At 44.8% G+C, this 25,603-nt stretch carries 21 protein-coding genes and 2 tRNA genes; 4 read left to right on the top strand and 19 right to left on the bottom strand.

The genetic code is table 11. From position 1 onward, the window contains the following. Positions 1 to 48: 48 nt before the first annotated feature. On the bottom strand, positions 49 to 825 hold the full coding sequence (locus LU361_RS11000) for a FadR/GntR family transcriptional regulator (protein ID WP_233088893.1): 777 nt from the start codon (positions 823 to 825) through the stop codon (positions 49 to 51). A 665-nt stretch (positions 826 to 1,490) separates the two neighbouring features. Between LU361_RS11000 and LU361_RS10995 the strand changes: the two genes are divergently transcribed. Further along, positions 1,491 to 4,439 (top strand): TonB-dependent receptor, encoded by a 2,949-nt coding sequence (locus LU361_RS10995; protein ID WP_233088892.1) that lies wholly within the window; start codon positions 1,491 to 1,493, stop codon positions 4,437 to 4,439. Positions 4,440 to 5,413: 974 nt separating this feature from the next. Further along, positions 5,414 to 7,489: a ricin-type beta-trefoil lectin domain protein gene (locus LU361_RS10990; RefSeq protein WP_233088891.1), complete on the top strand. Its 2,076-nt coding sequence runs from the start codon at positions 5,414 to 5,416 to the stop codon at positions 7,487 to 7,489. Positions 7,490 to 7,702: 213 nt separating this feature from the next. On the opposite strand, the gene LU361_RS10985 is transcribed toward LU361_RS10990, so the two are convergent. The 17 genes from LU361_RS10985 to LU361_RS10905 all read right to left on the bottom strand — a co-directional run bounded on the left by LU361_RS10985 (position 7,703) and on the right by LU361_RS10905 (position 20,632). Beyond that, positions 7,703 to 8,077, bottom strand: coding sequence for a DUF302 domain-containing protein (locus LU361_RS10985; protein WP_233088890.1), 375 nt, complete (start codon positions 8,075 to 8,077; stop codon positions 7,703 to 7,705). 352 nt (positions 8,078 to 8,429) lie between these two features. Continuing rightward, a tRNA-Lys gene (locus tag LU361_RS10980) sits at positions 8,430 to 8,505 on the bottom strand. A 69-nt stretch (positions 8,506 to 8,574) separates the two neighbouring features. After that, positions 8,575 to 8,650: transfer RNA gene (locus LU361_RS10975), tRNA-Lys, on the bottom strand. A gap of 103 nt (positions 8,651 to 8,753) precedes the next feature. Further along, positions 8,754 to 9,431, bottom strand: coding sequence for a 7-cyano-7-deazaguanine synthase QueC (gene queC / locus LU361_RS10970; protein ID WP_233088889.1), 678 nt, complete (start codon positions 9,429 to 9,431; stop codon positions 8,754 to 8,756). A 69-nt stretch (positions 9,432 to 9,500) separates the two neighbouring features. After that, entirely contained in the window at positions 9,501 to 10,148 is a 648-nt protein-coding gene (queE, locus tag LU361_RS10965; RefSeq protein WP_233088888.1) for a 7-carboxy-7-deazaguanine synthase QueE, read from the bottom strand. 215 nt (positions 10,149 to 10,363) lie between these two features. Then, complete coding sequence (locus tag LU361_RS10960; RefSeq protein WP_233088887.1) at positions 10,364 to 11,158, bottom strand: tetratricopeptide repeat protein; 795 nt, start codon at positions 11,156 to 11,158, stop codon at positions 10,364 to 10,366. A gap of 32 nt (positions 11,159 to 11,190) precedes the next feature. Then, a complete protein-coding gene (gene pal / locus LU361_RS10955) occupies positions 11,191 to 11,694 on the bottom strand; it encodes a peptidoglycan-associated lipoprotein Pal (protein ID WP_233088886.1) in 504 nt (167 codons plus the stop codon). A gap of 222 nt (positions 11,695 to 11,916) precedes the next feature. Then, entirely contained in the window at positions 11,917 to 13,212 is a 1,296-nt protein-coding gene (tolB, locus tag LU361_RS10950) for a Tol-Pal system beta propeller repeat protein TolB (protein WP_233089530.1), read from the bottom strand. Between the two features lie 22 nt (positions 13,213 to 13,234). Then, positions 13,235 to 14,053, bottom strand: coding sequence for a cell envelope integrity protein TolA (tolA, locus tag LU361_RS10945; RefSeq protein WP_233088885.1), 819 nt, complete (start codon positions 14,051 to 14,053; stop codon positions 13,235 to 13,237). Beyond that, entirely contained in the window at positions 14,053 to 14,475 is a 423-nt protein-coding gene (gene tolR / locus LU361_RS10940) for a protein TolR (RefSeq protein WP_233088884.1), read from the bottom strand. Before tolR ends, tolA begins: the two co-directional genes overlap by 1 nt. 11 nt (positions 14,476 to 14,486) lie before the next feature. Then, a complete protein-coding gene (gene tolQ / locus LU361_RS10935) occupies positions 14,487 to 15,182 on the bottom strand; it encodes a protein TolQ (protein ID WP_233088883.1) in 696 nt (231 codons plus the stop codon). A 297-nt stretch (positions 15,183 to 15,479) separates the two neighbouring features. Next, positions 15,480 to 15,875, bottom strand: a complete 396-nt coding sequence (ybgC, locus tag LU361_RS10930) for a tol-pal system-associated acyl-CoA thioesterase (protein WP_233088882.1) — start codon at positions 15,873 to 15,875, stop codon at positions 15,480 to 15,482. 33 nt (positions 15,876 to 15,908) lie between these two features. Beyond that, complete coding sequence (gene ruvB / locus LU361_RS10925; protein WP_233088881.1) at positions 15,909 to 16,940, bottom strand: Holliday junction branch migration DNA helicase RuvB; 1,032 nt, start codon at positions 16,938 to 16,940, stop codon at positions 15,909 to 15,911. Between the two features lie 35 nt (positions 16,941 to 16,975). After that, positions 16,976 to 17,608 (bottom strand): Holliday junction branch migration protein RuvA, encoded by a 633-nt coding sequence (ruvA, locus tag LU361_RS10920; RefSeq protein WP_233088880.1) that lies wholly within the window; start codon positions 17,606 to 17,608, stop codon positions 16,976 to 16,978. A 53-nt stretch (positions 17,609 to 17,661) separates the two neighbouring features. Continuing rightward, positions 17,662 to 18,183, bottom strand: coding sequence for a crossover junction endodeoxyribonuclease RuvC (gene ruvC, locus LU361_RS10915; RefSeq protein ID WP_233088879.1), 522 nt, complete (start codon positions 18,181 to 18,183; stop codon positions 17,662 to 17,664). Positions 18,184 to 18,313: 130 nt separating this feature from the next. Then, a complete protein-coding gene (locus tag LU361_RS10910) occupies positions 18,314 to 18,892 on the bottom strand; it encodes a hypothetical protein (RefSeq protein WP_233088878.1) in 579 nt (192 codons plus the stop codon). Between the two features lie 87 nt (positions 18,893 to 18,979). Next, positions 18,980 to 20,632: a hypothetical protein gene (locus tag LU361_RS10905; protein ID WP_233088877.1), complete on the bottom strand. Its 1,653-nt coding sequence runs from the start codon at positions 20,630 to 20,632 to the stop codon at positions 18,980 to 18,982. Positions 20,633 to 21,793: 1,161 nt separating this feature from the next. On the opposite strand from LU361_RS10905, the gene LU361_RS10900 reads away from it, so the two are divergent. Both LU361_RS10900 and LU361_RS10895 read left to right on the top strand, forming a co-directional pair. Then, positions 21,794 to 23,299 carry a DUF5666 domain-containing protein gene (locus tag LU361_RS10900; RefSeq protein WP_233088876.1) on the top strand — a complete coding sequence of 502 codons (1,506 nt, stop codon included), beginning with the start codon at positions 21,794 to 21,796 and terminating at the stop codon, positions 23,297 to 23,299. Positions 23,300 to 23,363: 64 nt separating this feature from the next. Further along, on the top strand, positions 23,364 to 23,675 hold the full coding sequence (locus LU361_RS10895) for a YciI family protein (RefSeq protein WP_233088875.1): 312 nt from the start codon (positions 23,364 to 23,366) through the stop codon (positions 23,673 to 23,675). 114 nt (positions 23,676 to 23,789) lie between these two features. Here the strand turns inward: LU361_RS10895 and aspS are convergent, their stop codons facing one another. Then, entirely contained in the window at positions 23,790 to 25,571 is a 1,782-nt protein-coding gene (aspS, locus tag LU361_RS10890; protein ID WP_233088874.1) for an aspartate--tRNA ligase, read from the bottom strand. Positions 25,572 to 25,603 lie beyond the last annotated feature (32 nt).

The raw sequence follows: 25,603 nt of genomic DNA, 5'->3' as shown, positions 1-25,603 counted from the left end.
CAACCCATAATGCTTGCGCCAGAAGAAACGAACAATAAAAGCCGAGATTTACAACGATTCTATCGTTCCACCTTGATCAACATTGACCAAACGGTCTGACGAAAAACGCTCTCGGGTTTCAGATAACTGACGACGAACCGCTGCCACCGCTTCGGCCTCAGCGGCATTGTGAAGAGCTTCAATACCGCGCGCAAAATGCTGACGCATCGCCATTCTTGCTTCGTGAGAATCACCCGCTTCGAGCGCCTCAACTATCGCCCGGTGTTCTTTTAACCGCTGTATGGGATTTTCCTGACAAAGCGATAAATGCGCCTGCTTGATATTGCGCTGCTCTTCTTGAGCGGCCCACAAATTCTCAACCATCCAGGAAAGCACTTGATTATTAGTGGCCTCAGAAATAATAGCGTGAAATCTTCGGTCGGCGTCATCGGAGCCAAATTCGCGCTCTTTATTTTCATTTTCCATATCGACCAAAACATCTTTAAGTGCAGCAATTTGTTCCGCTGAAATCATCGACGCCGCCAGCGCAGCAACCTCGCCTTCCACCAACACTCTGGCCTCCAGCAACTCAAATGCACTCAGCCGAGAGCTGATATCTCTGGGCTGCTTTTTATCGGTGACGTAAATTCCCGAACCAGTTTTCACTTCCACTCTTTCATTGGCTTCTAACGCAATGATGGCTTCGCGAATGGTAGGACGACTGACGCCAAAACGTTCGGCGAGTTCTCGCTCAGGCGGAAGACGAGATCCTGCGGGAAATTCGCCTGAATTAATTAACGCCGACATTTTTTCCACAACCTGTCGGTACAACCGCTTTTCACCCATGTCTCAATCCTGAATTTGTGCGACCTAATGATGTCGAGATTAACGTATTCATCATAATACACCGAATTATTGGTAAGACAATACAGAGCTAAGGTTCTTAAAAACCGTAAGACTTATTCTCTCACTTACCGTTAAAACCAAATTTTAACCCTCTCTTTTGCCTTTTCCATACAACAACCCTCTCAATGAGCACATCAAAAACCCAATAAAACACGCATTGCATTGCTTACCAATAACTGTGATCAGCTAACAACCAATCGCTCATTCAACACAACCTACAGTAAGATCACTCAGTGAGATCAATGGTCCAAAAACACTCAAAAAGAGCAGAAAAAACATCAAAACCTAATTGGTATTACCAATTTAATTGACTAAAAAGACCCTAAATCGGCGCTATTCGTAATTTATTTTGCGTCAATAACTATTAAAAAATAAATGATAAATAACGACTTAATTACTTGTTTTTTATAGCTTTAATCACATAAACCAAAACAAACCATCCTGTTTTTTGAACGCTTTTCGAACATAATCGAGTTGACAGGCGATTTATCAAGCGCGAGAATCACTTTGCGCTACAAATACTTACCAATTTGACTACCATAAAAATAAAATTGGTAAACACATACAAAACCGCTCTGATAATAATTTATTCAAGGGAGCATCTAATGAGTAAATCTCGCTATACCAAGCTAGCACTCGCTTGCTGTCCTCTATTTCTGATCAGCTGGAATACAGTTGCACAAGAAGAAGAAAAATTGCTTGAAGAAGTTGTCGTTACTGCTAGCAGCATCCGAGACTCCCTTCAAAGTGCGCTTGACCAAAAACGCGACGCGGCGAGTTTGGTCGAAGTAATTAAAGCCGAAGATATCGGTAAACTTCCCGATCAAAATCTTGCCGAGGTGCTTGAAAACGTAACCGGCATACAAATTACTCGAACAGCCGGTGTCGGCACCGGTGTTCAAATTCGCGGAACCAGCTCCAATCGCACCGAAATTAACGGTGTCTCTACAGTTGGTTCTGGCACCGGGCGCAGTGGCATCAGTTTCGAAGACGTTTCTGCGGCAATTATTGCTAGTGTAGAAGTCGTTAAATCGCCAGAAGCCAAAACCATTGAAGGCTCTGTCGGCGGAACCATTAATTTAAAAACCATTCGTCCGTTGGATCTTGATGAGCCACTGGTTGCCGCACGAGTTCAAGGCGAACAAAGCAGCTTGTCAGAAGACGGCGGCACCTCACCGCGCTACTCCGGCACCTTTGGTAATGTTTGGGAAACCGAGTACGGCGACTTTGGCGCAGTCATCAGCGCGAGCTATTCCGAGCAAGACGCCAACGCGTTCCGACCTCGCGCAGACCGCGATAATTTTGTGGCCGCAGGCGAAAGCGCCAGCGCCGATTTTGATTTTCTTCCCGCTCAATTTTTTGTGCAGGATTACGATGACTTTGAATTTGAAACCACTAACTTCGCCGGTGCTTTCGAATGGCAAGCCAACGATAATTTAAAACTGTATTTTGATGCAGTGTTAAATGATCAAGAGCGCAATGAAGAAAGTTCACGAGTTCAAACCTCGGGAATCAGCACTCAACGATTCGCGGCAAATATTACAGAATTTGAAACTGTCGATTTTGGTTCTCTTCAAGGCATCAACGGATCACAAGATTTAGGCAGTATTGCCGCTGCGGTTCGCGGAATTATTCCAGCGCAAGTTGACGATCGCTTCGACCCTAATTTACGTTTATCCGGCGACACCAATTCGCGAAATACTGAAAGTGAAATTTTCCGTTTCGGCGGCGAATGGGAAAATGAAACATTAAAATTACGCGTAGAAGCGTCGACATCAACTTCCGATACTCGCACACCCAGCATTAATACCACGCTCAACTTTATCAATCCGAACACACCCATCGGCGACGATAACGAAAACGCAACCCCTATTGAGTTTGACCTTACCGGTGGATCACTCACGTTTGGTATTGCCGAGAGCGAAGCGAATGCACCAACCACAGCGCAATTGCTTGATCCAGCAAATTATCGTTTGCGCGATGTTAATGTACGACGCGATATTGCCGAAAATACCGAAGACGCTTTCCGCATTGATTTATCATATTACCTAGACTGGAAAGGTATTCGATCAATCGACGTTGGTTATCGTTACAACGAAACCACAAGCCTGCAAGACCAAGTGCGATCCAATCTTGGATTACGCAGCTTGGATGACTCGCCATCGGGTGATACTTTTGCAAGCCTTTTAACCGCCGGACCGGATAACTTTGATGAAGCCGACGGCAGAGATTTATTTTTCCCTGATTTTCTTACTATCGATCCATCACAAGTAATTTCTAATCAGGACGCAGTATTAGAAACTTTAAACGCCGCCATTCTTGCTCACCAGGCAACAACAGGATCAACGCGCGGAGGTATTGATTCTCCGTCATCAAGTACCGGAGCATTTTTTGATGTTACCGAAGAAACTGATGCGTTTTACGCCCAAGCTAATTTTGATTACGACGTAGTGCGCGGTAATTTCGGTTTACGTTATGTCGATACCGAAATTAATTCGCGCGGTAACGCAGTTCTCGACGGCGTTGCGACACCAACATCGTCAAGTGCAGACTACGATTTTCTTCTTCCACGACTTAATTTATTAGTGGATGTTACTGAAAATGTATTGCTACGTGCCGGTTGGGGAGAAGACATTAGACGGCCAGATTTCAACGATCTATCGACCGCATTTTCTTTTAGCACCAGTCCAAACCCTGCCGTTAGCTTAGGTAATCCAGGCTTAGTGCCCGAAGAAGTTGAATCGTTTGATATATCCGCAGACTGGTATTTTGCTCCTGCCAGTGTAATCAGTATTGGTTATTTCCATAAAGAGCGCGAAGGTGTGTTCACGGTACAGGATTCAGATCCGGTTGAAGACGCAAACGGTTTCCGAGACACAACAGATCCCTGTGAAGACGGCGGTATTTTTAATCCCATTGCCGATCCGAATGTTTTCGCACCACCAGGCACACCGCCCGGAGTGTGCGTTCCAACCTCACAAGTGGTTAACGGCTCGGCAGAAACCACCCAGAAAGGTTACGAAATTACTTTCCAATATGACCTGGGTCAGTTTGAAGAACAATTGGGTTGGGCATCGGGCTTTGGGTTTATTGCTAATTTAACCGAGCAGGAATTCAGTCGCAGTGGCGGCGATGAATTTTTCCAAGCAACCTCGCGAGCACAAACGATCTTTAATTCATTGGGTGCAATAGACACCGTAACTTTTGAAGCGCCTCTCGTAGATTTGTCCGAAACCGCTTACAACTTAACGGTTTATTATGAAAAGTACGGACTTTCTGCTCGCTTACGTTATACATGGCGAGACGAACACCGATCCAATGATTTTGGCAGCACTCAGAGTCGGCCCTTTGGATTCCCGGTCGTTCAGGAAGAAAGAGGACAACTCAACGCCAGCATCAGTTATGACATTAATGAAAAATTTAATATTGGCTTAGAGGCGGTTAACATTACCGAAGAAGAAACCGAGCAAAACTGTGTTAACTCGGGTTCATTATTGTGTTTCCAAGGCTTAACTGATCGCCGAATTACCTTTGGGGTTAGCTACCGAATGTAAGGCAGCAAGAATTGCATCAATCCTTAGGCGCAAGTGTGTTTCGTTGCGCCTCTTTTTTTGCGGACTATGGCACCCAGTCTTTGCTTAATGTTAGAAACATTAATGCAAAAGCCACGCTGTTCGTCCTGAAGAATCACGTTTAGCTTTCTTCTCCTATTCAGGACGAATCTATTTTCCACGCAGGTTGCACCCGTGTTTGGTGCAGCCTTTTTTCAACGACCGTTATTTCAAAACAGCTATTTCAGAAAATCTAATTCAGCAAACTCTTAAATTAAATAAACCATAAATTCTCGGTCAGCAAACTTCCGTTAATTTTTTATTGTCGATAAAACGATAATTCACCGGACAACTCCCGCTTGCGCACACATATACAAAAACCAAACACAAATTAAACATAAGACCGTTAACACCCAATCACTCGCCGCCCTTTTATTTACGCAACATAAAGTTATGTTTACTTAAAACAAATAACTGCCCTCACAAATAATTCACACAACTTATTCTTAAGTTTCGAATCCTACTAATAAATAAAATTCTTCAGAAATAATTACAAAGCTTATAAAAAATCACTCATTTTCCATAGGGAGAAAAATAATTTTCTAAAATAAAAAATATTAAAATACATATATTCATATATTAATTTTAATATTTGCACCAAATACAAACAACTTATTCGTTTCATTCAATATACGCCATGGGAAATTTATTTTTTTAAATAATTTCTAAACACAAATCGACATTAAAAAAACAAACCTAAGAAAATAATTTTTTCCAAAAATCACGCAATAAAATATCAAATATGTCATCAACCATATTTGGAATATTCGATCAATAACAAATGTGTAATTTTCCCGGTGATAAAATTTTTCCTTCCTATCAACCGAAGGTAAATAACTACAATGTTAAAAAACTTGTCTATAAATAAAAATTGCTTTTCGTCGTTATGCAAAAGTGTAACTGCGGCCAGCGTTTTATTGCTTTGTTCACATACAACAACTGCGCAAGTTGATGTCCCTGTACACTTAATTCCGGCCGACGGAAGCTATTATTTATCAGCTCGATCTACCGACGAATTACTTGAAAACGCCTTAGGAAAAGGTGACGAATTTCTCGATTCCATTGATGAACAAGCAGGCGACCTTCCGTTCTGTGACGACGCCCCTCAAGCTGGGTTAAAACTGCTTGAGTCTTTCTTTAAGTTCGTTCCCGGCGCAGGAAAAATACCTGAGCTTGTTAAAATATTTACTCAGTTTGGTGTTATTGCGACGTGTAAAGGTGGCGGTCTTAATTACACCTGGGATGAGATCATGGAAGCGGTCGATAAAAAAATCGACATTGCTCTCACGGATTTACAACGCCGTCAGATGAAAGATTTATACGGTTACTTTTCACTAGAATTTGCTTCTCAAACCGACTTGATAGAACTTGCCGGTGAAGGCCAGTTGTCCGAAGATGAAATTCTTCTCGTTATCGGCCAACTTGAAAATATTATTACCGATGTCGAAGCCGCTGAGGTTATGTTTGGTGTCGGTAAGAAATGGGCGCAAGTAACCTACCTGCCCTACTTATACTCTTTAAAGTACAACATTCAATTGGTTTTGGTTGAGCTGTATTCCGCTCATGGAAATTTAGAAAACTTAGCGCAAAATCATTTGAATCTTAGTATTCCTCAATCGCGTATGAGAGCGATCAAAAATCTCGAAGAAGCCAACGATCACTATGGCCGATTTGTATACGATTACAGTAAAGCAAATGCAACCTATCAACTGAAAGTGGGTCAAACTGGGCCATTCAGCAGCTACGAGCGCTTCTTTACTCTCGATATCTACCAGCCTAACGGTGATCGAAATCGATACGAAAGCGAATGCCACGGTGCTCTGTGTAACGGTTCGGTGAGCAGCTGGTACAACCACGTTGACGACAAACTTGCCGATGCCGCTGACACCTATAAAAACATGTGGAAAAAAATCTACTCCACAAGAGATGAGACTTTCCGCGATTTTGTTGAAGCCAGCAATTATTTTAAAGGGGAACAATTAGTTCTGGTTCCGTTCAGCTCAAACATCCCGTTTGCTGGAGAGCGCAACGCTTGTATGCGTGCCGATAACCACAACTACAAATCAGCTGATGTAAAAATGGCAGTGTGCGAAATGAATCAAGGACACAACCATTTGAGCGGATTAAACATTGATGATCGCAACAATAATCCAGACACCTGGCGTTTCCACGACAAATCAGGTTTATTGATTAACGAAGCAACTGGTCTTTGTTTGGACATTGCATCGAACGATTCAGACATTGTTCTCAATCAATGTAACTACGACTTAGACCCAGAGCGCGAAGAAAAAACCAGCCAAGAATGGGCGGTTCTCGAACACGGATTTATCGTAAACCGCAAGACAGGCCAATGTTTGAATACGCCGTCTGACAACAGTAGCTTTGCTGTATTGGGTACTTGTAAGGTCGCCAATCTAAAAACCAGAACCGTTGATTTAGGCGATCACATATTCAGACCAACCCAGGGTTATCGATGGAAAGTGCTTCGAACTGAAAACTGTGACGATACCGGTGCTTGCGAACTTGATCGTAACAACTGGCCTTACTCGACCGAAACCTCAGTACCAAGTCGACGTGAGCAGGCGAAAGATCGTTTCGTATTGCCAGCGGATACTATCGATAAATTCCACCGTTATGCACGCATAGATGACGTAACCAATGGTTTTACCGATACCGGGTTTTTGGAGATGTCCAGAGACAAAGACTACGCCCAATGGGAAGACCTTGAAGTTATCGCCGGTAAATACCAAATGACGGTTTATTACAACGGCGGTAAAAAAGGTACTCGCAGCGGATTGACTATTGATCTTAAAGTTAATGAACAACTGATTGATGCTAACTTAGCGGTGCCTGAGCTGAACGCGGGCGATACCCAAGCTGAGACCTACATTATCGACCTGCCTAAATTCGGCAACAAAGTTGCTCTTGCTTCAAGCGGTAACTCGGGAATTTTCTTGATCGATAAAGTGATTTTCACTCCGATCTCGGAATAATACCAACAAATCGTAAATACTGATTAACGCTTAGAACCCTTGGTTTGCTCAATAAAACCAGGGGTTCTAACGCTTAACAACATTGCCGATACACGTAAACGGTGAATTTTCTCAAAGACGAGAAATACCAGTCGAAAGTAATTTTTACACTAGTCGTTAGAATAAATTTTGGCAGTTGTTTTTCGCGCACTTAATTATCGAACCGTCGATAAATTAATTCGAAAGCTCTGACACCAACGCGGCGAATAATTGCTCTATTTTCTCAAGCACTGGGTGGCCTTCTAGCTGATAATTGCGGCAGTAATCTTCAGTGGTCATATGAACAACCAAGGTGTCGCCACCGTCTTCTACAACCGAAATACGAAGCGGCAAATCCAAACTCGCAGCAATGTCTTTTTGCATGAGCTTGGTTCCGGCCAACGGATTACCAAAAATCAAAGCTCGCGCAGCGGGTAGCTCCAAATCGACGGAATTGGCATTAGCCTGATGATCAATATCACAAAAGAGGGTGAAACCTTTTTCCTGCAGTGATTGCTTAATGCGCTCAGCGGATTCAGCTACTGACAAATCAACTTTGACCTTTTTCATTTTTTATTCCTGTATTAACTTGCTCGTTAGGGATTTGAATGAGTCAACGACCGCTCCGTATTTGAATAGTTTCACAATGGCAGAGAGAATATTTTCAGGTAGAAAAATAAAAAGTTACACACTTCGACTTTATTGATACACACAAAAATATATTAGAAATTTGTAGGGAATATAAAAAGAGAGGAACCAAGTTAATAACTATAAAACAAATAAGCTTAGGCAAAACTGCTTGAGAAGATAACTCAGGGTTTAACTATCAGAGAAACTAAATTTTAAAAGTTCTTAAAGAATCAGAAATGATTTTAAAAACTATTTTAGAAACAATCTTAAAAACAATTGCAGAAGAAGAAAATGGTGGGTCGTACTGGATTCGAACCAGTGACCAATTGGTTAAAAGCCAACTGCTCTACCAACTGAGCTAACGACCCGGAAACAGAATTCAACCTTTCTGTGGAGGCAGCTTAAAATTACCGAAGTAATTTCACGCTATTTTAAAATGGTGGGTCGTACTGGATTCGAACCAGTGACCAATTGGTTAAAAGCCAACTGCTCTACCGACTGAGCTAACGACCCCGGAAGAGGCGCATATAGTACTGATATAAAAACAAAACTCAAGTAGTTTTTTCGATTTATTTTTTATAAATATTCACTCGAAACAAAGGCTTAGCATCATTGGCTAATTTTGATACATAGTGGGGTCATTTACACCAGCATCAGCAAAACCTTGCTTTCTTAATCGACAACTATCGCAACGTCCACACGCTCTACCCTGCTCGTCTGCCTGGTAACATGAAATAGTCTTCGAGTAATCGACACCTAGCTTGCTGCCCTTTTGAATAATTTCAGCTTTGGTTAGGTTGATTAACGGCGTCTGGATACGCAGCCCTTTGCCTTCTACGCCTGCTTTAGTGGCAAGATTCGCCATACATTGGAAAGCGGCGATAAAGTCAGGGCGACAGTCTGGATAGCCAGAATAATCGACAGCGTTCACACCAATAAAGATATCAGATGAGCCTAATACCTCGGCCCAACCCATCGCTATCGACAAGAAAACGGTATTGCGTGCCGGTACATATGTGATCGGGATTTCGCCTTCCGCAGTTTCTTCCTCTGGCACAGCGATATTGTCGTCAGTCAGAGCAGAGCCGCCAATGGCACTGAGATCGAGTTTGATGACTTTGTGGCTCTTCGCCCCCAAAAGCTCGGCGGTATCGTTAGCCGCACGCAACTCTGAGCGATGGCGCTGACCATAATCAAAGCTCATGGTGTAGCATTCAAACCCTTGGGACTTGGCAATTGCCAATACTGTGGTGGAATCAAGTCCACCGGAAACTAAGACGACAGCTTTCTTCATTGTTTTAAATAGGTTTCGGTAATTAAGACTGGATAACAGTCAATTTAAGGGATGAGCAAACCGCCGCAATTAACGACCCGGCTCATCTCCCCAGAGAATTTTGTGCAACTGGAGCTGGAAACGGACATTCAATTGATCTTTCAAGATCCACTGAGCGAGATCAGCGGCGTCTACTTGTCCGAAACTCGGTGAAAAGAACACCGTTGTAATAGAGTCTAGACTGCATTCAGCAAGCTTAAAACGGGCCCATTCGTAATCGTTGCGACTGCAAATGACGAATTTTAGCTGATCGTGCGGAGTTAAATGTTGCAGGTTCTGCCAGAGATTTCTGTCGACTTCACCGGAATCGGGGGTTTTGATGTCAACCACCCGTGAAACTCGAGTGTCAACGTCTTCAATGGGCATCGCGCCACTGGTTTCTAGCGAAACCTCAAATTGTTCGTCGATGAGTCGGTTAAGCAGCGACAAACACGCTTTCTGCGCAAGCGGCTCGCCACCGGTAACACAGACATTGCGTGCATTGTGCTGGCGCACTTGCTCAACAATGGCGTCTATCGATAAGCGTTCACCACCGTGGAAAGCGTATTCAGAATCACAGTATTGGCACCGCAAAGGGCAACCGGTCAGCCGCACGAAGACCGTAGGCACCCCCACCGTTAGGGATTCCCCTTGGAGCGAATAGAAGATTTCTGTAATTTTTAAACTCAAATCAGGCATGAACGATGTCGACAACAGATCAAATATAGGTTTCTCCACCGCGGCGGAAAAGCGGCGCAGTTTAGCTAATAATTGACCAATTGAGCAACTACTTCCAACAGAAATTTACGGGAAAGTTCAGGAAAAACAACACCATAAACGGTGGGGAGATGAGACTAAAAAGGCAGCCAATAAGCGAGCTGCCTTTTTATAGAATCGTATTATTTGATCGCGGATTAAAGCTGATTGGCGGCCATAAAGTTGCGAGCCAATTCAGCAGCAGCGGTTCCGCTTTGAGATACTTCAACCAATAACTGGCGCGCGGTTGCGGTATCACCCTGCTCAAAGTGGATTTTGCCCAACTTAAATTTCGCGTCTGGAATTTTTGCGTGTCCGGGATAATCATTCAGTAATTTGCTGAACCAGCTTTTCGCCTGTTCAGTCTCGCCATTACTCAAATGGATTTCGCCCAACCAATATTGGGAATTCGGAGCAAATAAGCCTTGCGGGTAGTATTCCAAGTACTGTTCCAATCGCTGTGCAGAACCTTGGAAATCTTTCTGTTTGAGCAGCAAATCAATAGCTTGGCGATACAACTGACGTTCGCTTGGAATGTCGGCTGTGCCCGCAGTAGCGGTTTGATTGTTCGGCAAATCAGGTTGCGTGTTTTGCGTCTGATTTGGCAGCGGATTAATGCCTGGATTGATCGCAGGAACAGCTTTACCGTTGAGTAGTGCCGAAATTCGCTGATCAAGATCGGTGTAGTCATCCAAGCGCTGTTGTTTCAAACGCTTTATTTCGAATGCTTGTTGCTCCACCAATCCCCTGAGTTCCAACACTTCTTGTTGCAGCAGCTCCATACGGGTGAGCAAATCTGCGCCGGGAGAAACCGGTGCCACGGCAGTGGTTTGAGTTTGTGCGGCGGTTACTGGGGAGGAATCAATGACTTTGACTTGCGCGTTACTCGGCAAAGCGGCGACCGATAATGTCGCCGCAAAGACCCAGAGTGTAGACCTTATTGGGTTAACCATGTCTGAGTTTATTTCTCACTTCTCGAAGATTATTACTTGATTTCTACGCGACGGTTTTGAGACCAAGATTGCTCGTCACGGCCAAGAACCGCTGGCTTTTCTTCACCGTAGCTTACGGTTTCAAGCAAGCTGCTATCAACGCCTTGAAGTACTAGGAAATCACGAACCGCGTTAGCACGACGCTCACCTAGAGCAATGTTGTATTCGCGAGTACCGCGCTCATCGGCGTGACCTTCTAGACGAACAGAACGTGGGTTAGCTTTTAGCGCTTCTGCGTGTGCAGTCAAAACAGAACGGTATTCTGATTTGATGGTAAATTGGTCGAAATCGAAATAAACAGTGGTTTCCAACGCAACTTCTGTAGGCTCGTCAGTGGTTACAGAAGAATTATCAACTGCACTGGATTCTGCACTTGAAGAAGTCTCAGTAGCAGAAGGGGTACCGGTGTTGCCGTCAGTATTAGTAGCTGTAGAACTACAACCCGCTAAAACAGCTGACAGAACAACTAAACCTAACCCTGTCTTAAAAACATTCATGGTCTTACACTCCCAATAATTATTGTCGGATCGACTCTTAATTTGCGTTGAAAATAGTAACGATAAAAATAAATTATCCTTAGCGGTTACTCCACTAATTATTAGTAAAAATAGTTAGTGATGAAAGAAGTGTGATCACAAGGAAACCTAATTAGCTGGAAAACTCATACATACTGACTAAATTTCGCACAAATTACACTTCTTACCTTTAGAGTTTATCCACTAATTAAAAAATGGAGACCAAGCGGGTTCTCGAACATCACCACGCTTTGATGGTAATCGGAATTTTACCCCAGCATCCAAAGATACCGCGGCAAGTATACCTTTACCGTTGGCCTGTGTCGCGTACAGTAGCATAGCTCCATTAGGAGCGATACTTGGTGATTCATCTAACTTGGTTTCCGTCAATACTCGAAGGTCTCCGGTCTTCACATTTTGCGCAGCAATGTGAAAGATTCCATTTTCTCGATGAACCATGACCATTGTTTCGCCATCGGGCGACAAACTCGCACGCGCATTGTAGTCACCGTAGAAGGTTAAGCGTTCTATGCGACCACTGGCAAGGTTCATTTGATAAATTTGCGGCTGGCCACCACGATTAGAGGTAAAGATAATTCCCTTGCCGTCGCCAGAAAAGCTTGGTTCTGTGTCGATACCAAAGTGACGGGTAATTCTTTGGAAATTACCGGTGTTTAAATCCATGGTGTAAATTTCCGGGTTGCCATCTTTCGACAACACAAACGCCAATTTTTGACCGTCGGGCGACCATGCAGGTGCACCATTTAGACCTTTAAAATTCGTCACTTGTCGGCGCTCGCCGGTACTGATGTTTTGAGTGAAGATCGCCGCGCGCGACGTTTCAAACGAAACATAAGCCACTTGTTTGCCATCGGGAGACCAGCGCGGTGACAACAGTGGCTGGTCCGACTTTAATAATTCTCGCTCACGAGCGCCATCGGCATCTGCGTGAATTAAACGATAGGTTGCTTTGGTTGGATCGTTTGGATTACGCAACACTTCCACATAAATAATTTTGGTTGAGAAAGCGCCGCGAATTCCGGTAATTTGTTCGTATATTTCGTCCGCCGCGTAATGTGCCAAACTTCGTAAATCGCCAGCACCTGCGGTGGCAAACTTTTTAAAGACTTGTCTTTGATTGAGTACATCGTAGAGCTCAACGCGTAATTGATAGCCGTTAGCCACACGCTCTACGCCACCAATCACTAAATACTCGGCACCTAAAATGCGCCAATCGCGATAAAATACATCGGCTTCTTTTTGCGGCAATGACAATAAATTCTCCCGATCAACCGGGGCGAATTGTCCGCTGCGTCTTAAGTCTGCCGAGACAATGGATGCCACATCTTCGGGCAGAGATTCAATTCCCTGAAATGGAATGACTGCGATGGAGGTTGGATTATCCACACCACGGGTAATCTCAATGGTTAATTGGGCAAAACTCATTGAGCTAAACAGGATTAAATTTAAAGCGATCAGTAGTCGCTTAAAAAATAACATCACTAATTCCACCTTTTATTTTTTATAAACGCAGATCCTGGGGATTAAACACAATTCGTAATTCACGAAAATAACGTTCAAACACCTCGGGTTCCAGTTGTTGTAATTCTCTAAATTGTTCTGCTTTCAATACGGCTTGCTCTGCGGAGCGATCAAAAGCGCTGTTTCCGCTGCTCGATGCGATACTGACATTAACAACGCGCCCGGTGGGCACTAACTGAATAAGTAATTCACATCGCATGCCGGTTCGCGCCGATGGCGGTCGACTCCAAAATTGCTCAATTCTCTGAGAAATTAACGCAACGTAACTCTGTGCGGTTGCCTCTGCTTGTTGCTCTGCAATTAGCGCCCGCTCGGCGGCCTCTGCAGCTTCGATTTCTTCCTGCAATTGTTGTTGAAGCCGCTCTTGCTCGACGCGCTCCAATTCTTCTTCCAACGCTTTTTGTCGCTTTAACGCCTCAGCTTTAGCCAGTTCTTCCTGTTTTCGTTTTTCTTCGGCTTTCTTTTTCGCTTCTCTTTTTTTCTTTTCTTCTAATTCTTTCTGACGTTTCTTTTCCGCAATTTGTGCTTGGCGTTTTTTCTCAGCCAATTCTGCTTCGCGCTTTTTCTTGGTTAAGTCGATTTTTTTGGGCTTGGGTTCTTCCTTGAGCTTTGTCGCTTGGGTCGGGGCTTTTTGGGTCAATTCAACAATCGTAGCTTGCACGACTCGAGGCGGGTTTCGCACTTCGGACTGCTTGGTTTCTTCCCAACCCAGCGCCACGAGATAAATTAATATCCCGTGAAAAATCACGCTCACTGAAATAGAAACCATCAATCCGGGTTTAGCCAACGCCGTGCGCATTATTGTTGTGGCTCCGTCACTAAACCGACCGACGGCGCACCAGCAGCTTGCAAACTGGTCATAACACCGACGACTTCACCGTAAGGAACGCGATGATCACCCCAAACGAGAACAGGCGTTTGAGGTTTCTCTCGCAAAACTTTGCCAACGATGTCTTGGATTTGTGTCATGGCTTTGGGCGAGTTTTGATCTTGCCCTAGGTTTAAATAAAAACTGCCGTCTTGTTTTACCGACACAATCAACGGTTCGTCTTGCTCGCTATCGAGAGGTTCTGACGGCGCTTGCGGTAAATCGACTTCCACCCCCTGCATCAACAAGGGCGCAGTAATCATGAAAACAACCAACAGTACCAACATCACGTCGATGTAAGGTACGACGTTGATCTCAGCCATGGGTTTGCGTTTTTTATTTCGTACGGCCATAGCGCAATAACTCAGGCAACGTTGGAGTGAAGTTTACGGTGCAAAAACGACGACAACTCTTCAGAGAACGTCTCGTAATTACCGGCCAAAGATTCGGCTCGGGCAGAGTAGCGGTTGTAGGCAAGTACCGCAGGAATCGCGGCAAATAAGCCCATCGCAGTAGCAACCAAGGCCTCTGAAATTCCAGGCGCAACAGTTGCTAAGGTTGCTTGGTGAACATTGGCCAGGCCGCGAAACGAGTTCATGATTCCCCAAACCGTACCGAACAAGCCAATGTAAGGGCTAACAGAAGCAACACTGGCGAGGAACGCAAGGTTGGCTTCTAGCTTTTCTTCTTCGCGGGCAAGGGCAACGCGCATTGCCCGTTCGGTTCCTTGCATGACCGCTTCGGCATCCACCGCACCTTGCTGGCGTAAACGAGAAAACTCTTTAAAACCCGCTCTAAAAATATTTTCCACACCGTCAATAGCGCCGGCATTCGCCCGATTATTACCTTGTTTGTAGAGCTGGGTTAGATCAATGCCCGACCAGAACCGCTTTTCAAATTCGGTATACAAGCGTTTTGCTCGACGTTGATACATGCCGCGATTGACGATCATTACCCAAGAGACCACGGACGCTAACAATAAAATTGCCATTACAGCTTGAACAAGAAAACTCGCTTGTACAATAAGCGACCATATAGAGAGGGATTCTGACGCCTGCATGGGCTGAGGTAACTCCAAATGACTGAATGTTAATTATGGACAATAGTATCAAAGGATTAGTTTAGTGTGGGAAGATCAAAAACGAACCAGTACGGCACTATAGCTTGAAATGAATGTTTGGACATTTATGTGTGTTTGGGCATTTAAGTGGTTCACAAAATGATGGGTAAACTTTTATTAACGCCGCCTGACCCAATCGAAAATACAACAAGATGCATGAGCGCTGTTAGGGTGCAATTCGAGCGAACGGTTCCACCGTATTGAAAGAATTGCCCCTAATAAGAGTCAATTGTCGAATTAAGAGCGGATTTTTTCCAACATTTCTTTTGGCAACGACATGGGCCGCTTTGTAGCACTGTCAACACAGGCAACCTTGATGGTTCCAGTGCACAGTAATTCATCGTCGCGCCACACTTCTTGCTTAAACACCACGTAAACCCGAGCCACTTTTTCTATTACAGCAGTGACTCTAATTTCGTCGTCGAGGGTCGCAGGGCGTTTGTAATCGACATTAACCGATGTCACCACCAGTAATCCGCTCTCCCCCACCAATGCAGGTTTTGGGAACCCGTGACTGCGCAATAATTCCGTGCGCGCACGCTCCATATATTTTAAATAATTCGCGTAAAAAACAATGCCACCGGCGTCGGTATCTTCAATGTACACACGCACGGGGATAAAAAAATTCGACATAATGAATGATCAGTTGAAATACTAATGGGAAATTTAGGCGTCTGAGTCTGGATCAGAAGCGATGCCGAAGTGATCGTAAGCACGTTGTGTAGCGATTCGACCTCTGGGTGTGCGAGTGATGTAGCCCTGTTGAATCAAATAGGGTTCAAGCACATCTTCGATGGTGCCTTTCTCTTCACTGATGGCGGCGGCGAGACTTTCTACACCCACTGGGCCTCCGCCGAATTTCTCCATGACCGCAAGCAGCATGCGTCGATCCATATGGTCAAATCCGAGAGAATCTACATTCAGCATATTTAATGCAGAATCGGCTATTTCGGCCGTGATAACACCGTCGCCTTTAACCTCGGCAAAATCGCGTACCCGTCGCAACAGTCGCAGAGCAATTCGAGGAGTGCCCCTTGAACGTTTGGCAATTTCGTGGGCGCCGTCTTGCTCGACCGAAATCGACATCAATCGCGAAGCGCGCAGCACAATGTGAGTCAAATCACGAACGCTGACGAATTCTAAACGCTGCACAATTCCGAATCGATCGCGCAGCGGCGAGGTTAGCAATCCAGCTCGGGTGGTGGCACCGACCAAGGTAAACGGCGGTAAATCAATTTTGATCGACCGCGCTGCGGGGCCTTCGCCGATCATAATATCCAGCTGAAAATCTTCCATGGCCGGATAAAGCACTTCTTCGACAACAGGGCTTAATCGATGAATTTCATCGATAAACAAGACATCACCAGAATCTAAGTTGGTCATTAAAGCCGCTAGATCACCGGCTTTTTCAAGCACCGGGCCAGACGTTGTTTTCAGTTCTGTTCCCATCTCTGCGGCAATAATGTTGGCGAGCGTGGTTTTACCGAGCCCGGGTGGGCCAAAGATTAAGGTGTGGTCGAGAGCTTCACCGCGTTTTTTTGCAGCACCTATAAATATTTCCATCTGCTCGCGAACCACAGGCTGACCGACATAATCGGCCAACTTTTGCGGCCGAACCGTTCGGTCAAGCACCTCTTCGCGTTGATCGGCAACGGAGGAAACAATTCGGGGAGCGTCGATTTGATCTTTATCGATCATACAATGGCAATGGCCTCAATCTAGAATTAACACAGCTACGCAGGAAGCATGCTCTTTAGCGCCAAACGAATCAGTTCTTCACTTCTCGATGGCGTGTGCTCTTTACACACTCTTGCGATCACTTTTGCGGCTTCGGTAGGCTTGTAACCCAGTGCGACCAGCGCACTTTCAGCCTCGGCGATCATATCATTTTGAGAGAGGCCTTGTTGGCCCGGATTTTCGCTGGCCGATGTGTCTTGAGAAGATTCGGTTGGCGCAACCGACCAATCTTTGAGTCGGTCTTGCATTTCCACCACCAAACGTTCAGCGGTTTTTTTTCCCACACCGGGAATTTTCACCAACCGCGTACTTTCGCCATTCAATACCGCTTGCACGAATTCGTTGGCTTCCATCCCCGATAAAATCGCCAGCCCTAATTTTGGGCCGACGCCACTTACTTTTATTAGATGGCGAAATAACAACCGATCATCTTTATCTTTAAAAGCGAAAAGCTGCTGAGCGTTTTCGCTGACGGAAAAATGCGTAAACAAGGTGACTCTTTCACCGAGCGCAGGCAATTGATAAATACTTGTCATGGGTGCCTGAACTTCATACCCCACACCGTTGACGTCAATCAGCAAAAAAGGAGGTTGCTTCTCTGCCAACACACCGGTTAAACGACCAATCATAATTACGATAATTCCTTATTTTTACGGTGTATAAGCCACTGAACAAATGGAATTCACACTAAACGACCACGGCGATAAGTCACCGAACGCGTGCTGCGAATCAGCTGTTGTTGTGTGTGTGAGTGACACAATGCAACCGCGAGCGCATCGGCGGCATCTTCTTGCGGCACGGAAGAAAGTTTTAGTAGGTGAGTCACCATGTGCTGCACTTGGAATTTATCCGCAGCGCCCGTGCCCACCACCGATTGCTTCACTTTTCTGGCTTCGTACTCAGCCACGGGTAAATTTTGATTCACTCCCGCCACAATCGCCGCGCCACGCGCCTGTCCGAGCTTTAACGCAGAACCGGCGCTTTTTGCCATAAACACTTGTTCGACGGCCATCTCATTGGGCTGGTACTCAATAATGACATCGGTAACGGACTGAAAAATAATTTTCAAACGTTCGGGCAAGGATTCATTCGCTGGCAGGCGAATAACACCGCTGGCGACGTATTCATTTTTGCCGCCAACCGAATTAACGATACCGAAACCTGTTTTTAAGGAACCCGGATCGATTCCCAATACCAATGCCATAGATAACACCTGAATTTATATCCAGTGTAAGTCTGTCAGGCAAAGTAAGGTCGGTCAAGAAATGGAATCAGATTGAACGAAAGGAGGAAGGTATTCAGGCGCCCGAACAGCGCCTGAATTGGGGGTAATGTTAAGGGTTTTCCGTTGCCGGCATCACTCGAATAAGCTCGCCATTGGATTCAACGATTTGGCTGGATTTGGTGCTGATAGGAGCGTCACCAACGACAATGGGTAAGGCAAAACTGCGCGATTGCTTATCGCCTTTTACCATCGAATCAACCATAACATTCAGGTAATAGCGACCTTCAGAGCCTGATTGAATCAGCACGGGAATGTTCACCGGTTGTTGACCGATTGCCGGCCCCTGAAAAGAAATATCGCCACCGACCATGATGCCATCCACTGAGGTGATGCGTACGCGTAAGGTTTCCATATTGAACGAAGGCAATATTTGTACATTGACCAACTCTTGTTCCGACACGTCGGTTTTACCGTCGTAGTCGTGATCAAACAGTACCGCCGCGCCTGGTTTTAAATAATGACGACCAAGACGTAAACCACTTTGTTCATCAACGGTTTCGGTATGTGAATCTACCTCGGGGGCAGAAACCGACGCAGTCAGTCTGTCATCGCTCGATTCACTGCCGCAGCCAATCAAACCAACTCCAAGAGTTAATACTAAAGGCAATAATAATTTTGACGTATTCATAAGATTTAACCCAGTGGGTTGCCTAACTCATTTATGTAATTGCTCGCAAAGTACGCTTTTACTTTACCCGCTGTTTGTATTTTCCAATTAATTAAAACTCACCCGATAACATGCATCAGCACGGTTAAAATCGAAAACATTGAGCACAAAATTACCGCTGGGTAATTGGCCAGACCAGAACTCGGTATTAGCAGCCCCGGTTTGCGCAGCGGCAACAAAATTACCCGACTGCAAAATAAATAAATCTGGGTCTGTCACCGGGTCACCGGAAATACGGTCAACTCGAATCGTGTAGTTACCAGCAGTTAAACCTTCGAGCAAAATATAGCGGAAGTTTCCTAAACGATTTTGGGGTCCAAAATCATTAATCAAGCAAAAGTCTGCCGTTTGCCCCTGGCTTAGCATCATATAAACCGGCAAGGTCACAGGATTACCACCATCGTTAGTCTCACCTGTAGCTATGGCGTCATTAACCGTAACATCTTGGCCTGCGGCCAAGCGGTCAATGGCATCGGCATCACCGGGGAAGACCGCTTTGTATTCGGCCAAAAACAGATGCAAACTGGTGAGCAGGGGTGAATTAACGTATTCGTCGCTTCTTAGGATTTCGTAAATTGGCGCAAGCCCTGCGGAAATTTCATCGCTGGCTTCGGGATCGCCGACAGGCACAACGGTAATTCCATCGAAGATATCGTAAATAATTGATTGTACGGTGCCTTCATTAAACCAACCAATATTAACGTTATCGTTGCGTTCTACGTCAATTTGAAAACCAAACAGCTGTCTGACACCCAAACTGTCAATATAGCGAGAATCATTGAGAATAATGCCAGATAGCGCATTACCGAATCCTTCACTGAACGCTAAACGCATGTCTAGTCGATCATTAATTGAGTGGGAACCGCCTAAGGAATCCGAGCGCGACATGATGTCCTCAAAATAATGTCCCCACTCGTGAACAATCACGTGACTGTCGTATTCGTCCGTGTCTTGGTCAGCACCGCCCAAGATATAAATCACCTGCTGAGCAGGACTGTAAAAGGAGGTGGAAATCATTCCGTTGGCTAAATCGGTGGCAGATCCATTACCCGTTGGCACATTGTTTTCACTCCAACGCACTTCTAAGGCCGGCAATTGAATGGTGGAGTCTATGGCAACAAACGCTTGAATGGCTTCGTAAATAGCATCCAAAATAGCAAAGGGTGCAGCCGCTCGCGGATCGAGATAATCCATCTGGCTCAGATCCCAACCAGATGCAGCGTGGAGATTGCGAGTGACGTCTGCGTCGCCCGAATTAAAAGCTTGGCCATCGAGAACATACAAAGCGTTGCTGTTGGTGTTATCGGTAATGGCCACTTCCCACGAAGAAGAACCCGCTGGCGACAATAATTCCGCACGGGCGCGAATAAACACTTGAGTGTCGACGCCAACTGTCAATAAATAATCGCCATTACCATTGGTGACAGTTTCATCAATCACAGCACCGTTAACATCAATGGCCTGAACAACAACACCGCGTGCGGGTTCGATGGTGGTCGATTCAAAATCAAGACCTAATGTGAGTGGATTATGGGGTACGCTATCAAATGTTACGCTGCCTGATACATCAACAAACGAGGGTGCGTCCGATGATGTTGACGACGAACCGGTATCGCCTCCACCGCCACCGCCGCCTCCACCACAAGCTGTTAAAGCAAAGGCTGCAACGAGAGCGAATAATTTGGAGTTCCGTTTAATCATATTAATTCCAACATCAAATTAAATAAGCGAGGTAATCGTTCGTGTGAAGATTACATACTGAATATAGGAGCCTCTGATTAACCTCAAAATTACTCAGCGTGATCTCAAGCGTGCAGTTGCAAGACGCCGTTTGCAATTAATGGCCTTAGTCCTTAATAAAAACGGCAACGCCGCAAATGTGCGCTTGAGAACTCGCCCTACGGGGCCTGCCAGTTTTTTCCTGCTCCGCGTTGTGCTTTTTCGATTTAACCCGTTAGACCTTCAAAAGCACGCCTTAATCAGAAAAAAACTCCTTGGCCTGAGTGATCTTGAGGTTAATCAGAGGCTCCTCTAGGTTTTCGGCCAAAAATTTCGAAAAATTACTTTTTGATTCGAAATTTTAAATTACTTATATAAGCGGCCGACACCGATAAAATAACTATCGACTGAATTGATATTAGTTTAGGTCATCTTGACATTAATTTAATGAGCAATGATCCGTGACTTACAAAAAATCGAGTTTTTCAACGGTTATAGATTGTTAAATTTAAATAACTAAACTGCGCACGTTCTAATATATTCGTGAAAGTTTTCCCCAACAGAAATGCTTAAATAGAGTGTAAATAAACCCTAATTTACGCGTTAAAAATTTAGGTAGTATCAAACCTCGAATTCAGGAAAATAGTGATCACAATTTGTTAAAATATTCGAAAAAAGCGAAATAATTTTTATACAAAGCAGATGTTTTTTCTTTAGTGATCTACCACCATTTTTATTTTTAAACATCGCTCAAAATTAACCAACATTAACAGTCCATATTTCATCATTGTGAAACAACAATGAAGGTCAGTATTTAGACGCGGATAAAATATTCTCTGAGTTTCATAACATCTCGTCTAATTTAAATTTCTTTGATTCTTTTCCAATTACAGCGGCTGAGCCGATTTACGTTTGCTTGGGCTCTGTTACACTAGGGCCTGTTAACACTCATTTGAAAGTGCCCTGCTGTTTTTATTACTGGCTACTGATGTTACTGGTCATTGATGCTGCTCGTTACTGATTTAGAATGACTAAATCACGTGCCTCGCGCCTCAATCAGGACATATTCAGAGACAACAGAAACGGCTTAATGAGTATTAACAGGCCCTAGCCTTAATTTAGAATTAGAAGACTGACTAGAATATGAATCTCAATGACTTTTCTCTAAGAAAGCTGTTCCCACTTGCGTTGATCAGCACCTGTCTTGCCGTACCGTTAGCAGGTTGTGACTTCCAGTTAGGTCCAAGCGACGATAACAACAATGGCGGTAATAATGGCGGCGGAAACAACGGTGGCGGTGGCAGCATCGGCGGTGGCAACGACGGTGGCGCGACTATCGGCACTCTCACTGACGCCTCTGACCTTGAGGTTAATTTCGACAGCAACTTCTCCCTAGGCAACATTGATATCTCAATTGATGACATTCCCGCCGTCTCTTCAGATTTAGAAGATGGTATGGTCGTCACATTAATCATCGAAGACGGCGCGCCATCAAACCTAGCAACGGGCACGGTGACAAGCCTTGAAGTGAATCACCTGTTGGTTGGCCCTGTTACCAGCTTGAACCCATTCGAGGTGTTATCTCACGAGGTGATCACTACTGCTGACACCGAACTTCGAGATATTTCTGGTGAAGATGTAACCAACTTAGCCATTGGCGATATCGCCCGAGTGAGCGGTTTTGCCAATCGCCAAAACGGTATCTTGGCGACCCGAGTTGACTTGCAACCGGGCCAATTCAGTATTTGGAAAATGACCGGTACTGTTGAGAATTTAACCGCCAACCAATCATTCACCATCGCCGATCAAAACATCATTTTAAATGGTACCTTCCCCGATTGCGGAACTCGTGAACTTGCCGAAGGAGACTACGTTGAAGTTACGGCAATTCCCGAAGAAAACTTCAGTCCGGGCGATGACCTTTCCACTCTACTTGCCGTTGAATGTCTAACCGTTGCCTTACCCGCACTGCGCGCCGACGACGATGACATTGAAACCCTACCGGCGCAAATGGAAGGCACAGTCACCAGCATTAATTCGATCACCGAAATCTTTGTCGACGATCAGGAAATCGAGCTGGGTTCAAACGTTAGCTATTTAGGCGGCACGGCAACCGATTTAATTGTCGGCGCAAAAATTGAAGTAGAAGGCGATCTTGATCTCGATACACAAGTACTTACCGCCAATACAATTATTTATCACGAGCGTCGTATTTTGATCGAGGCGCCGTTAGCGTCCAGCGATGTTACCGTAAACACTTCGGTAAATTTCTTCGGCTTAGATATTCCAATCACTAACTTAACCGTTGACGACGATTTAATTGTTAGCTCAGGTATTGCTGATCGCCAAGTACGCCTGTTTGGTTTTACCGACGAAGATCAAAACCCGTTCGCAATTTCATTGAGCAATGAAGGCGTGATTGATGACGAAGATGTTACTCTTCAGGGGCCGGTATCGCGTGTGGGTGGCAACGAAATTGAAATTATCGGCATTTCGGTTGACGGCGGCAACGTACTTAATATTCAAGGTTCTGTTGAAGAAGAAGACTTAGTAATTGTTGAAAATGCCGAAGTAGATGGTAGCACCAGTATTACCGACGGTGTTGTCAGCGAAATTGAAACTGTATTCGAGCAAAGAGAAAATAACTAATCTTTTGCCAATCTGGCAACCCATCCAGATTGGCAAAGCCATAAAAAATACCGAGGGTATTATTATGAGTCAGTTTATTATCACCTACTTTGGCGGAGAACATCCCAAAACCCCCGAAGAAGGCAAAAAGCATTTCGAATCTTATCAACAATGGTTGCAATCATTAGGCGAAGACGTTGTAAAGCCAATGGTGCCTTACAAAAACAGCCGCACTCTCAATGCCGATGGCTCCCTGATGGAATCCAGCGCAACGAGCATGAGTGGTCACACCATCATTAAAGCTGCAAACATTGACGAGGCTATTGCAAAAGTAAAGTCATGCCCATTTTTCGACATCAATGGCACGCTTGAAATTGCAGAAATTGTCGAAATGTAATTTTACGACTCAGTAATCATATCTCTGGCTATTAAAAAATTTCTCAGAGTACAAAAACAAAAAAACCGGCAGTTGCCGGTTTTTTTGTAGAAAAGAGTATAGAAAATTATTTAATTAACCTTCTTTTTCCTTTTCTTTCTCTTTTTTGCGCAACTGAATATTCAACTCTTTAAGTTGATTTTTATCAGCCATTCCTGGCGCGTCAGTCATAACACACGCTGCGGTTTGCGTTTTCGGGAAGGCGATAACGTCGCGAATTGAATCAGCACCGGTCATTAACATGACTAAGCGATCCAAACCAAAAGCCAAACCACCGTGTGGCGGTGCACCGTATTTTAGAGCGTCCAACAAGAAGCCGAATTTTTCGTTTTGCTCTTCTTCGTTGATACCAAGCGTTTCAAAAACAGCTTGTTGCATTTCTTGACGATGAATACGAATCGAACCACCACCTAATTCGGTGCCGTTTAAGACCATATCGTAGGCAACAGAAAGCGCTTCAAGCGGCTTCGCTTTTAGCTCTTCTGGTGTGCAAGAAGGTGCGGTAAACGGATGGTGAAGTGCGGTCATGCTGCCATCGTCGTTTTCCTCAAACATTGGAAAATCAACAACCCAAAGTGGCGCCCACTCAGAGGTTAATAGATCGAGGTCATGACCAACTTTGATTCGAAGTGCGCCTAACGCTTCGGTCACAACTTTGGTTTTGTCGGCGCCGAAGAAAACGATATCGCCATTTTTAACATTCAGGCGTTCCATTAATTTCAACGTAACGTCGTCGCCAATAAACTTGATGATTGGCGATTGCAAACCTTCGATGCCTTTTTCAAGTTCGTTGACTTTAATCCACGCCAAACCTTTAGCGCCATAAATACCGACAAACTTAGTGTAATCGTCGATTTGTTTTCGAGACAACACCGCACCGCCATCAACTTTTAATGCTGTGACGCGACAAGCAGGATCATTAGCCGGACCTGCGAACACTTTAAAATCAACATCTTTTAAGTATTCTTTGATGTCGACAAGCTCTAGTGGAATACGCAAATCAGGTTTGTCAGAACCGTATTTTTCCATTGCCTCAGCGTATGGCATTCTTGGGAATTCACCGAGATCAACACCCTTCACCTCTTGGAATAGGTTTTTGATCATTTCTTCGGTTAAGCCCATGATTTCTTCATCGTTTAAAAACGACGTTTCGATATCAATTTGGGTAAATTCCGGCTGGCGATCCGCACGTAAATCTTCGTCGCGGAAACACTTGGCAATTTGGTAGTAACGGTCGTAGCCAGAAACCATCAACAGTTGCTTAAATAACTGAGGCGATTGTGGCAACGCAAAGAACTTACCGTCGTGGGTACGCGAAGGTACTAAGTAATCGCGAGCACCTTCTGGAGTAGCGCGAGTTAGAATCGGCGTTTCGATGTCTAAAAAGCCGTTTTCGTCGAGGAACGTGCGGATAGCACTGGTAACTCGGGCACGCAAGCGAAGGTTATTTTGCATTTCACCGCGGCGCAAATCGAGAAAACGGTACTTTAAGCGAACGTCTTCACCAACATTGGAGTGCTCATTTAGCGGGAACGGAGGCGTCTCAGCAGCGTTTAAAATTTCGAGGTCATTGCCGTAAACTTCAATTTCGCCGGTGGCCATGTTCGGATTCACGGTCTCTTGCGAGCGCGCACGAACACGTCCGGTAACTTTTAATACGTATTCACTTCGAATCTTATCTGCAGTTTCAAAGTCTGCGCTATCAGAATCAAAAACTACCTGTACGATACCATCGCGATCACGCAAATCGATAAAAATGACACCACCGTGATCACGTCGGCGATCTACCCAGCCACACAATGTGACTTCCTGATCAATGTATGAAGCGTTAAGAACGCCACAATACTGAGAGCGCATATTACTTTCCTGTTGTTTACCAATGAGCCATT

The organism is Sessilibacter corallicola (genome assembly GCF_021290925.1).
Lineage (GTDB): Bacteria > Pseudomonadota > Gammaproteobacteria > Pseudomonadales > Cellvibrionaceae > Sessilibacter > Sessilibacter corallicola.
Note: the sequence above shows the minus strand (reverse complement) of the source record. Positions and strands in the feature narration are given on the sequence as shown.

Bases quoted from the DNA above. Each gene is read 5' to 3' on its own strand.
- queE (WP_233088888.1), bottom strand. From the start codon at position 10,148: ATGCCTGATTTGAGTTTAAAAATTACAGAAATCTTCTATTCGCTCCAA.
- ruvC (WP_233088879.1), bottom strand. From the start codon at position 18,183: ATGGCATTGGTATTGGGAATCGATCCGGGTTCCTTAAAAACAGGTTTC.
- ruvB (WP_233088881.1), bottom strand. From the start codon at position 16,940: ATGATCGATAAAGATCAAATCGACGCTCCCCGAATTGTTTCCTCCGTT.
- tolB (WP_233089530.1), bottom strand. From the start codon at position 13,212: ATGTTATTTTTTAAGCGACTACTGATCGCTTTAAATTTAATCCTGTTT.
- LU361_RS10995 (WP_233088892.1), top strand. From the start codon at position 1,491: ATGAGTAAATCTCGCTATACCAAGCTAGCACTCGCTTGCTGTCCTCTA.
- LU361_RS10905 (WP_233088877.1), bottom strand. From the start codon at position 20,632: ATGATTAAACGGAACTCCAAATTATTCGCTCTCGTTGCAGCCTTTGCT.
- queC (WP_233088889.1), bottom strand. From the start codon at position 9,431: ATGAAGAAAGCTGTCGTCTTAGTTTCCGGTGGACTTGATTCCACCACA.
- tolR (WP_233088884.1), bottom strand. From the start codon at position 14,475: ATGGCCGTACGAAATAAAAAACGCAAACCCATGGCTGAGATCAACGTC.
- pal (WP_233088886.1), bottom strand. From the start codon at position 11,694: ATGAATGTTTTTAAGACAGGGTTAGGTTTAGTTGTTCTGTCAGCTGTT.
- LU361_RS11000 (WP_233088893.1), bottom strand. From the start codon at position 825: ATGGGTGAAAAGCGGTTGTACCGACAGGTTGTGGAAAAAATGTCGGCG.
- LU361_RS10895 (WP_233088875.1), top strand. From the start codon at position 23,364: ATGAGTCAGTTTATTATCACCTACTTTGGCGGAGAACATCCCAAAACC.
- aspS (WP_233088874.1), bottom strand. From the start codon at position 25,571: ATGCGCTCTCAGTATTGTGGCGTTCTTAACGCTTCATACATTGATCAG.
- ybgC (WP_233088882.1), bottom strand. From the start codon at position 15,875: ATGTCGAATTTTTTTATCCCCGTGCGTGTGTACATTGAAGATACCGAC.
- tolQ (WP_233088883.1), bottom strand. From the start codon at position 15,182: ATGCAGGCGTCAGAATCCCTCTCTATATGGTCGCTTATTGTACAAGCG.
- LU361_RS10985 (WP_233088890.1), bottom strand. From the start codon at position 8,077: ATGAAAAAGGTCAAAGTTGATTTGTCAGTAGCTGAATCCGCTGAGCGC.
- ruvA (WP_233088880.1), bottom strand. From the start codon at position 17,608: ATGATTGGTCGTTTAACCGGTGTGTTGGCAGAGAAGCAACCTCCTTTT.
- tolA (WP_233088885.1), bottom strand. From the start codon at position 14,053: ATGCGCACGGCGTTGGCTAAACCCGGATTGATGGTTTCTATTTCAGTG.
- LU361_RS10910 (WP_233088878.1), bottom strand. From the start codon at position 18,892: ATGAATACGTCAAAATTATTATTGCCTTTAGTATTAACTCTTGGAGTT.
- LU361_RS10900 (WP_233088876.1), top strand. From the start codon at position 21,794: ATGAATCTCAATGACTTTTCTCTAAGAAAGCTGTTCCCACTTGCGTTG.
- LU361_RS10960 (WP_233088887.1), bottom strand. From the start codon at position 11,158: ATGGTTAACCCAATAAGGTCTACACTCTGGGTCTTTGCGGCGACATTA.